Below are 10,683 nucleotides of genomic sequence, written 5' to 3' on the forward strand. Positions count from 1 at the left end.
CAGACGTGAGCCGGAGCAGGGAGGGCAGAACAGAAATAAACAGCGATGGATATATGTCAGGTGTGAATGTGACATTATTCTGGCTTATGACAACGCTGGCTGAATGTTTCATAATCCTGATAACTCGGGCATATCAGCAATAACAATGTATGAGTTTTAAAATGAAGAAAATTATCTGTTTTCTGTTCGTGGGGCTTTTATTTTCGGTTCAGGCAGATGCTGCGCGGGGAAGAAAACCCTGCTCGGGTGCTAAAGGTGGTATTTCACACTGTACGTCAGACGGGCGCTTTGTCTGTAATGACGGAAGTCTGAGTCAGTCGAAGCGATTTTGTTCCGGTTATGGCGTGGCACCCGGCAAACGTCAGGTGAAATCACCGGTCACCACGAAGCCGGTTCAGAAGAAAAAATCAGCGGCTGTCCGGAAGGTGTCACAACCGTCGGTGGCTGAGAAAAATGAGGCTGTGCCGGTCACTGAACCCCGCAACCCTACCTGTGCGCCGCTTTATATGGCCAGCAAACCCGGATTTACGCATCTGCCCATTTGTTCCGGTAATCAGTATTAATCTGACACTGAAATAGCAGAGGAATCTGTGCTCAGCCTGCAGTTAATCCTGTAGTGGCGGGCATCATAAAGCCGGACAACCTTCCGGGTATAAATATTTCCGGAGGGCGTTAATCAAAGATATTCAGTTACTGAGAAGGAAAATAAAGGAAAGTCATGGCAGGAAGAAAAAAAGATGATAATGCAGCGGGATTTGTCCTGATTTTAATTTGCGTTATTCTCTGGGGGATTTATGTGGCGGTCAGGGCGCTGATAAATCTTAATGAGCGCTTTATTGATGCAGTATCGAATCCGGCAGGTATTATTGGTTTGTTTTTTGGTTTGCTTACTGTATTTGTAATTTTACTTCGTTTTTTTATTTACCGGAGACTCAGAAAGAAAACAGCAGCCTTTGAGCAGGCCGTTTCAGAGCTGGTTCAGAGGGAGCGGGATTTTAATGAAACTGTCAATGCCGCGATAGCCCGGGGAATACGACAGGAAAAGGAGCAACTTGCCAGACGCCGTGAGGAGTTTCATACCGCCAGACAGAAGGCCAGCCGTGCAATGCAACGGATTGTTGATTCCGCCTGGAAATTTAAGGCGAAGACTCTGTTGGCCGGTGTAACGATTAATAACTGGCAAAGCAAATATGACCAGCTTCGTAAGGAAAGAGAGGCTTACGCTGCTGTCAGTGAGAAAATTGCCTTTCTTAACCTGGAAGATAATTCTGACTGGGAGAGTGTCAGGCAACAGTTTCTGGACAAAGTGGCATTGCTGGAAAAAGCGCAGGAAGAAAAGGAATATCAGGCAGAGCTTAAGCGTCAGATGCGAGAAGAAAAAGAGCGTCAGGATGAACTTGACCGGCGCCAGCGGGAAGCGGAAGAGGAAGAACGGCGTCTTGCTGAGCAGCAGAAACTGGTTGAAGAGGCGCTGCGTGCAGCAGAAGGGGCTCACAGGGAGGCGTTAGAGAAACAACGCCTGGCGCTGGAACAGAAAATTCAGGAAGCGCATGCGCAGTATGAACGTGCTAAATCCATGGCTCAGCTTACGAAACAGGGGCATGTTTATATCATTTCGAATATTGGTTCGTTTGGTGAGGATGTCTTTAAAATTGGCATGACCCGACGGCTGGAACCCATGGACAGGGTAAAAGAATTAAGTGGTGCTTCTGTTCCGTTTGATTTTGATGTTCACGCCATGATTTCCTGTGATGATGCGCCTGCACTGGAAAAAACACTTCATGACAGTCTGGAAAAATACCGCATCAACAGGATTAACCTGCGTAAAGAATTTTTCCGCGTGAAGCTTGAGAAAATCATAAGTGAAGTGGAGCGTCACCACGGGCAGGTGGAATATGTGGCTGACCCGGCGGCGCTGCAGTATCTGCAGAGTCTGGAGTGCGCGGAAAATGAAGCTGCCTGACAATCAGTGTTCTGATTTTATTCCGGCCGGATATAACAGAAGGGATATCTGCACATATCCTGCAGCATGGTTCACGGTATTCCGGTCATGTTAATGATTCTGTTTTTTTATTTCTGAATAAAACGACACCCACGATATAACGTCGTGGGTGTCGGTGATGATTATTTTTTTGTTCACAGATTAAGGTGCGTTTATGGCGAAACTGATAAATGTATCGGCGTCCACTGAGGAGAGAATGACGCCCGGGGAGAGGAGGGTAGCTTCACGACTGGAGAGCTTTCTGAATGATGACTGCCTTGTCTGGTACGATATCCCGGTGGGACGGAAAAACCGGCATCCGGATTTTGTCATTATAGACCCGGAGAACGGACTGGTATTTCTGGAGGTCAAGGACTGGACGGTTTCCACGCTGCGTGAGGTAAATCAGGAGCAGGTCACGCTGGAAACCGACGGTCTTCTGAAATCAGAAATAAATCCGCTGGTACAGGTTCGTCGTTATGCCTGTGATACGGTTAATGCCTTACCTGCAGACCCGTGCTTACGGCAGAATGACGGTCAGTATAAGGGACGGCTGAACCTGGCCTGGGCGTATGGTGTGGTGTTTACCCGCATTACCCGTCAGCAACTGAAGACACTGGCAGGGAATGATGAGAATGCGGTGGAAAAGATTTTTCCTTCAGCACAGACAATCTGCCAGGATGAAATGACTGCGTCTGTGCTACCGGAAGTGTTCCGGCAAAAAATTGCCGGGATGTTTACCACGGGATTCAGAACCCGGGTGACACCCCGGATGAGAGATATTCTGCGCGCCCATCTGTTTCCTGAAGTGACCGTGAAACAGAACTCACAAATCAAAATCATGGATATCCAGCAGGAGATTCTGGCCAGAAATATTGGTGACGGGCATCGTGTCATTCATGGTGTGGCCGGTTCCGGAAAAACCATGATTCTTTTGTTCCGTTGCCTTTACCTGGCTGAAACCACACCCGGAAAGATTCTGGTGTTGTGCTACAACATTACCCTGGCCAGTTATCTGCGGGAATGCATTGAGGCCAGAGGGCTGGCGTCACGGGTTACGGTATCTCATTTTCACAGCTGGTGTGCCTCAATGGTAAAACGCCACGGTATTCAGGTGACGGCAGACAGAAAAGAATATCCTGAGAAATGCTTCAGTGTACTGGAAGAGGCCGTGAACAGCGGAAAAATCACCCAAACCGGATATGATGCTGTACTGGTGGATGAAGGGCATGATTTTGACAGTCGCTGGCTGGCCCTGATTGCCCGTCTGTTTGATAACGCATCCCGTTCACTGCTCCTGATGTACGATGATGCCCAGTCCATTTACCGGCGGGAGCGGGCCCTGAACTTTTCTCTGGCCAGTGTGGGGATTCAGGCGCAGGGACGCACTTCTGTCCTGCCGGTCAATTACCGTAATCCGAAACGCATTCTGCACTTTGCTTATGCATTCTCCCGCGAGTATTTTGAAAAACATCAGAACCGTGAAATACCGCTCGTTCAGCCACAGGCGGGTGGTGAAGAGGGCACAGAGCCGGAAATCCAGCGTTGTGCTTCTGAACGTGATGAAGCCAGACAGGTTGCAGACTGGCTGGAGAAGCGCCATGTCCTGTGCGGTCACTGGAGTGATATGGCTGTGCTGTGTCCGACAGAGCGTTCAGCGAAACAATTGCAGGACGTTATGACACAACGCGGGGTACCTTTTGCCACCTGTTTTGACAGGGAAGGCAAGAAGGTATACTCGCGACGTAAGGATGTGGTGCATTTACTGACGTACCAGAGCAGCAAGGGACTGGAGTTCCCGTATGTGGCAGTTATCAATGCGTCTTTCGTTCACTCTGGCGCAACGGATGAGTCTGAAGTAATTCCGGTGCTTTATGTGGCGTTTACCCGGGCAACCCGTGAATTACTGGTGACCTGTTACCGTGAAAACAGTATCAGTCGTCACCTTGAGGATTTTGCATAATACCGGACCATTTCTTTATTCCGGACTTTCACCATACTGTTATTATCAGGTTTATTTAATTCGCCATGAACCCGTTATTTAACGATATTCAGATGCGTCTTTTTTATCTGAACCACTCTCCGTACTCCTGGCACTGGAATGTCAGATTCAGACCTCAGGAAGCCGTATATATTGGCAGCGATACCTGTCATATCACCATTACCTGTAATCAGTCTGGTTTTCATTTAACCCGGGACGGACAACGGGTATTCACTGAGCGTTATATCAGAAACCTTAATGAGCTGTTACCGGTTCTGAAACGGCGGTGGGATGTGACACCGGCAATCATTCGTGCAGTGGAATACCTTTCCCGGGTCCCGGTATCACACTGACATTCTTTCCGTAACTGTTAATCATGATTTAATACAGCAACACTGAATCTGCCGATGACTTCTGAAGTGAAACTGAAAACCGGTGGTGACCCCCGGTCATTACCGGATTATGCTGCCCTGCGCGATGAAATCAGCAAACTGACCCACCCGGCACGCCCGGATGTGGACTGGTGTTACGTGGAAACGCTCTGCCTGCGTCTGTATGAACACAATGGCGTGGAATTACAGACGGCATCCTGGTACACCATCGCCCGGATGCATACAACAGGGTTAAGTGGCCTGAATGAAGGGCTGGCTCTGATTGTGGCGCTGACCCGGCATCACTGGTCAGTGATGTGGCCGCTGAATACCCACGCCCGGCTGGAAATTATTACCGGTCTGTTCAACCGTCTGCAAAAAACGCTCCGGGCCATGCCACCGGACGACCGTGACAACCTGCCCCTGCTGTATCAGACCGAAACATTCCTGAAGGCACTGAGTGACACACTGGCCCGGCACGAACTTAAACAGAGCAGTAAAGTGGCTTTACCGGAAGCCATGGTGAAGGGATATATCACCCGTCTGGAAAATCAGCCGGTGCAGGGCGAAGCGTCGTCTCCGGTAACCCTTCCGGCTCAGGCACTCCGGTCTGATGCTCGGGACGTACAGGAACATCAGCCCCTGCCGCACTCCCGTCTGGTGTATGTTGTTTCTGAAACAAAAACAGAGCCCACACCCTCCCTTCAGAAATTCCCGTCCATGTTTCTGAAGCCGTTTTTGGCTGGTGTCTGTGCGGCATTGCTGACTGTCAGCGTGGTCATTCCGGGATGGCAGTTTCTGACACAACCATCACCGGCGGAGCAGCAACTCAGGGCGCTGCTGACACCACCACCGGATGTGCTTTCAGCAGACCAGATGACACAGCTCAGCAGAACACCCTCATTGTTAAATCATGCGTCAGAGTGGATAACCCTTTCCGGTCAACAGATAACGCGACTGACAGAATTACCCCTGGCATACAACCTGCAGCGCAGTGCGCAGCTACTGCAGCAACTGATGGTACTTTTCCCCGACAATCCCCGGGTACAGGAAATGGTGGATAACTGGCAGAAGAGCGTAAGGAGTCGTGCGCTCCCGGAAGAGGCGATGACGGGCTGGAACGAAGGCATGACCCGCTTACAGCAGCTGGCTGAACGCCTGAACCGTCTGGATGAACAGCGGGGAAAATACATGACGGTCAGTGAACTGAAAACGGAGGTGTTTGGCATCATGCAGGCTTTTAACCGGCATATCCCGGCAGAAGAGCAGTTACGTCGCTATGATGAAGTCCGTAACCAGAATGGCAGTGAACAGCAGCAAAAAAAGGTGGAAAATGGTCTTGTCGAGCTGGTGAGTCGTTATTGGGTTTTGACGCAGACAAGTGGGCAGGGGACATGAAGTGATATTCCATCTTTTGGAGAATAATTTTCTAAAGGCACTGCAGAGTATAGTGCTTCTCTTCTTCAGCGGAGCATTAATGTGGTTTTACGCATTGATAGTATAGTTATTTAAATACTGGGCTTGGGTAGCAATAACTGAGTTATATTGTTATGGTTATTCATAATGCAAATTGTGTGATATGACGCATGATTTTTAGATATCCAGGAGCCAGATATCATGATAATTAACATCCTTTTTAGATTGCTGCTTACATTCAATGCCACCTCTTTGTTGATAATCATATTTTTGGTGCAAAAGAAATATACGTTGTTTTACTTTTTTCAGCATGAACAGAGTTTGCAGTGGTTAAGTGGTATTCCTCAGATAGGGTCGTATCTTTTTTATTTTTTAATACCAGTTGTTTTGACTAAAGTCAGCCTTGTGCTTAGTGCTGTGCTGGGAAAAGATGAGTTTAAAAAAGGTGAGGTGATTTCAGTTGAGCATGCGAATAACTCTTTTTTACCGAGTTATCTGGGGTACTTTTTTGTTGCCCTGAGTATAAATAACTGGGTGGCGTTGTTCTTTGTTTATGGAGTGCTGTTTATTTTTACATTTTTATCTCAGGCCTTATATTTTAATCCTTTGTTTCTTGTTTTCAGGTATGAGTTTTATAATATTAAGACAAAAACAGGAGCGTCGATTTTTCTTATCAGTCCTTATAGATATAAAGTACCGCAAGATATTGTAGTGCCCATGGCTTTCAGGATTAATAACTATACCTTTATCGAAAGGAAATAAAAGTGGATAATGTATTTGTTAAAGCAAAAGGTCTCAGGAAAAAACCATATTTTAAGATTGTCTCAGATCATACCCTTTTTGAAAGGGTTGATCTGTCAGTGTGTTCATTGGTTCCGTATGCACCGGATCATAATCTTGATGAAGATTCCTGGTTTAGTCTCAGTGAATTTAGTAAACGGGAATACTGCCCATCCTTTTTGAAAGATGAGTTTGATTCAAAAAATTATGATGAATTGCCTAAAAAATATTTTTCAAAGATAGCATTTATTTTTTCATTTCAAAGTGGTGACTTTTATTTTCAGAAGGTAACACCATCATTATATCTCAAGAAAAAAATGATCGAACTTGGTGATAGAGCAAAGATAGAGAGCGGGAAGAATCGTCTGGTTGTTAACCAGACCCCGGATGCAGTATATCTTGCTGCAAAAGACACGCTTATATTTAAATCCTTGTCAGCCATTTCTTCCATGTTTAATGGTATCGATACTCTTTATAAAGAGGCAACAGAACAGGATGTTGAACAGTTTCTGGGGGAGTCGTTTATTGTTCTCTCTGGTGAATATAAAGCATGTAATGTTTCAAAACCAAACAGAAAAAGAATAGCGTTAGCGATGGATACGTTAAACCAAATGGATGTAAGTGACAGGGAGAATATGCTAACTTATATAAATGATTATTGCTCTGAAAAATTAAAGTTTGATGATGGCACTGGCTGTTTCGAAATTTCTTGTGACGAAGAGCTTAAACTTTTGCTGTATGGTATCGAAGAGAGATATTACACAACTCGATTTGGTAATGAAAAAAGGTTGGCCAACTCGATACAAAAATTATGAATTGTTTTATATCAAGGGATGCAGATAATATTGTTCAGTAATGCATGATCATTTAATGACAGACAAAATTTGGCTTTGTACTAATGTTCTGCGCGCAGCAACCGCCCGCATTGAGTGGATTTTTGAAACATTTCCGTCGGTATGCCTCTCTTTTTCAGGTGGAAAGGATTCCACGGTGCTTTTCCATCTTGTGGCAGAGGTGGCCCGCAGGAGAAAACGTCATTTCTCTGTATTGTTCATTGACTGGGAGGCTCAGTACCAGTGCACCATTGAACACATTCAGAAGATGCGGGAGATGTACAGGGATGTGACGGACATCTTTTACTGGGTGGCACTTCCCCTGACCACGGTAAACGGTGTCTCGCAGTTTCAGCCGGAGTGGATATGCTGGGAGTCGGGTGTGAAGTGGGTTCGCCAGCCACCGGAGGGGGCCATTACAGATATGGCGTATTTTCCCTTTTACCGTTACGCCATGACCTTTGAGGAATTTGTTCCGGCGTTTTCTTCCTGGTTTGCCGGCAACCGGTGTGGAGTGGCAGTGCTGACCGGTGTCCGGGCGGATGAATCCCTCAACCGCTTTATGGGACTGGTGTCCCAGCGCAAACTGAGATATGCCGATGATAAGCCCTGGACCACGGCGTCGCCTGAAGGGTTTTACTACACCATGTATCCGTTATATGACTGGAAAGCCCGTGATATCTGGATATATAACGCCAGAACCCGGGCTATCTACAATCCCCTGTATGACCTGATGTACCGTGCCGGCGTGCCGTTACGCAACATGCGTGTCTGTGAACCTTTTGGTCCCGAACAGCGTAAGGGACTGTGGCTTTACCATGTTCTGGAACCGGAAACCTGGGCCAGGATGTGTGAGCGGGTGTCAGGTGCTGCCAGCGGGGCGCTTTATGCCAATGAGAGCGGTGCCTATTTTGCCCTGCGTAAGCGTATTTCAAAACCAGCCCATCATACCTGGCGCAGCTATGCGATGTTCCTGCTGGATGTGATGCCTGAAAGAACGGCAGAACATTACCGTAACAAGATAGCTGTCTATCTGCGCTGGTATCAGACGCGGGGCTTCCCGGATGATATTCCCGATGAACAGGAGAATGACCTGGGCTGCCGGGATATCCCGTCCTGGCGACGTATCTGTAAGACTCTCATAAAGAATGATTTCTGGTGCCGGACGCTGTCCTTCAGCCCGAACAAACCCCGGCACTATGAACGTTATCTGCAGCGTATGAAGGAAAGGAGGAAGGAATGGGGGATTCTGTGACACCGGAGATGCTGGGCGACATGATTCGTCAGTACTTCAGCCAGGCACGAACTGAAGAAGAAACCATACAGGCCCTGAATCATCTGCGCAGGGTACTTCATGAAGTCAGTCCTTTTGCACAGGAGCCTGTGGACTGTGTGCTGTGGGTGAAAGCAGATGAGGTGGTGGCCAACGATTATAACCCCAATGTCATGGCGCCGGGTGAGAAGAAACTGCTGAAACAGTCCCTGGAGAAGGATGGTTTCACTCAGCCAGTGGTTGTGTCAGAGGAGAAGAACCATTATCTGGTGGTGGATGGTTTTCATCGTCAGTTACTGGGCAGGGAAGCAGGTACGGGAGAACGTCTGAAGGGGTGGTTGCCAGTGACCTGTATTAATCCGGACAGAAAGGGACAGGCCTCTCGTATTGCTGCGACCATCCGACATAACCGGGCCAGGGGGAAACACCAGATAACCTCAATGTCTGATATTGTCAGGGACCTTTCACGCCTGGGCTGGACGGATGAACGCATTGGCACTGAGCTGGGTATGGACCAGGATGAAGTGCTGAGACTGAAACAGATTAGCGGGCTGACGGAATTGTTTCAGGAAGAGGATTTCAGCCCGGCATGGACGGTTCGCTGAGACCGTCAGATATGTATATTATTTCAGTGAGTTAATGTTTTGAGCAGGAAAAAGAGTACCCCGGAAGTTGTGGAAGACATTGTTGCGCAGAAACTGGAGGCTGCAGGTTACTGGCGCAGAGCTTCTGCCCGCTGGCTTTTTGTTATGGGCAATGTTGAATGTACAGAAGCACAACGGGAGTGGTTGTTGTTGCGACGGGAATATTGTCTGGCGCAGATATCGTCTCCGCCGCTACCTGAAAAGCTGGATATCAGCGAAGTAGCGAAAGCTGCAGATGCCACGCTGAGGCGAATGGGGATTGCCAGCCCGTCCGGGGAGGTATTCAGAAAAGGTGCACCGGTCTGTTGATATTCAGGTAACCGGTATTAATGATGAAGAAAGGGATGGCAAACAGTATATCAATGACATGGCAACTTTTATGCGATGAAGAAAACGCCTTCTGAATCAGGCAGAGTTCTAACTTATTCTGCAGGGAATCAGTATAACAGGCTGTGCTGGCTTTACGCTTACGTATGCCCCCTGGTCCCCGCGAAAACAACAGCAGTTGTTCCATCAGCAATAAATTGTTTGTTTGGATTCTGAACTACCTGTCAAAATAAGGGGAAATATAACCGGTGCCGTGATATTTCCGAATATTTACCGACAGAGTATATGACATACAGCCAGACTGCCAAATTATTGTTGTTTTATGGCGGATTATACAAAAAAGGTGTGCGTTGGAGAATATTGAAGTTTTTGATTTGTCCTGAAATGAAAAGACATTAAAGATGTGTGAAACTATTTTTTCGACTTTTGTAAAGCAATGCAGCGGAAATATATTCAGGTTTGGCATGATGAGACTTTTGTTAATATGACTTTTTGGGATTTTTGGGGAAAAACCCGACGTGGCGAGAAAGAGGGGGGTGACGACTATCACCTCCTTTGCTGGCATTCGCTGGATGTAGCCGCAATGGGCTATTTAATGGTTAAAAGCAACTGCTTCGGGCTGGCTGACTATTTTCGTCAATTAGGTTTCGCTGACACGGAGCAGCCAGCACAATTTTTCGCCTGGTTGTTGTGCTGGCACGATACGGGAAAATTTGCCCGCTCATTTCAGCAACTTTACCTGCACCCACAACTCAGGAGGCCGGAAGGTGCCAGAAAAAATTACGAAAAAATCTCTCATTCAACGCTGGGCTACTGGTTGTGGCATCATTATTTAAGAGGATGCGAAGAGTTGCTTCCTTCATCTTCACTCTCTCCGCGCAAGCTCAAACGGGTAATAGATATGTGGATGCCCGTAACTACCGGGCATCATGGTCGGCCTCCTGACCGTATTGATGAACTGGATAATTTTCTGCCTGAAGATAAAGCTGCTGCACGAGATTTTCTCATTGCAATCAAACCACTGTTTCCGCTCATCGAGATCCCCGCATTCTGGGATGAGGACGAGGGCGTTGAACT

Annotated in this window: 11 protein-coding genes; all 11 read left to right on the top strand. The window is 47.4% G+C overall.

The window, feature by feature from the left end; all coding sequences use genetic code 11:
• Nucleotides 1–161: 161 nt before the first annotated feature.
• Nucleotides 162–563, top strand: a complete 402-nt coding sequence (locus FFT88_RS24805; RefSeq protein ID WP_032175932.1) for a hypothetical protein — start codon at nt 162–164, stop codon at nt 561–563.
• 155 nt (nt 564–718) lie between these two features.
• Nucleotides 719–1,963: a GIY-YIG nuclease family protein gene (locus tag FFT88_RS24810; protein ID WP_001535192.1), complete on the top strand. Its 1,245-nt coding sequence runs from the start codon at nt 719–721 to the stop codon at nt 1,961–1,963.
• Nucleotides 1,964–2,198: 235 nt separating this feature from the next.
• Complete coding sequence (locus FFT88_RS24815; protein WP_135406021.1) at nt 2,199–3,944, top strand: NERD domain-containing protein/DEAD/DEAH box helicase; 1,746 nt, start codon at nt 2,199–2,201, stop codon at nt 3,942–3,944.
• 65 nt (nt 3,945–4,009) lie between these two features.
• Entirely contained in the window at nt 4,010–4,315 is a 306-nt protein-coding gene (locus tag FFT88_RS24820) for a hypothetical protein (protein WP_001535186.1), read from the top strand.
• A 54-nt stretch (nt 4,316–4,369) separates the two neighbouring features.
• Entirely contained in the window at nt 4,370–5,731 is a 1,362-nt protein-coding gene (locus FFT88_RS24825; protein WP_135406016.1) for a VasL domain-containing protein, read from the top strand.
• Nucleotides 5,732–5,950: 219 nt separating this feature from the next.
• Complete coding sequence (locus tag FFT88_RS24830) at nt 5,951–6,511, top strand: hypothetical protein (protein WP_097456810.1); 561 nt, start codon at nt 5,951–5,953, stop codon at nt 6,509–6,511.
• A gap of 2 nt (nt 6,512–6,513) precedes the next feature.
• A complete protein-coding gene (locus tag FFT88_RS24835; protein WP_135406017.1) occupies nt 6,514–7,344 on the top strand; it encodes an ATP F0F1 synthase synthase in 831 nt (276 codons plus the stop codon).
• Nucleotides 7,345–7,384: 40 nt separating this feature from the next.
• A complete protein-coding gene (locus FFT88_RS24840) occupies nt 7,385–8,617 on the top strand; it encodes a phosphoadenosine phosphosulfate reductase (protein WP_135406018.1) in 1,233 nt (410 codons plus the stop codon).
• Nucleotides 8,602–9,240: a ParB N-terminal domain-containing protein gene (locus FFT88_RS24845; RefSeq protein ID WP_135406019.1), complete on the top strand. Its 639-nt coding sequence runs from the start codon at nt 8,602–8,604 to the stop codon at nt 9,238–9,240. Before FFT88_RS24840 ends, FFT88_RS24845 begins: the two co-directional genes overlap by 16 nt.
• A 78-nt stretch (nt 9,241–9,318) precedes the next feature.
• Nucleotides 9,319–9,588 (top strand): PerC family transcriptional regulator, encoded by a 270-nt coding sequence (locus FFT88_RS24850; protein ID WP_135406022.1) that lies wholly within the window; start codon nt 9,319–9,321, stop codon nt 9,586–9,588.
• A 502-nt stretch (nt 9,589–10,090) separates the two neighbouring features.
• Nucleotides 10,091–10,683, top strand: a 593-nt coding sequence (locus FFT88_RS24855; protein WP_135406020.1) for a CRISPR-associated endonuclease Cas3'', incomplete at its 3' end; no start/stop codon positions are given.

Origin of the sequence: Escherichia sp. E4930, assembly GCF_005845405.1 — a bacterium.
In the GTDB taxonomy this organism is placed as follows: Bacteria; Pseudomonadota; Gammaproteobacteria; order Enterobacterales; family Enterobacteriaceae; genus Escherichia.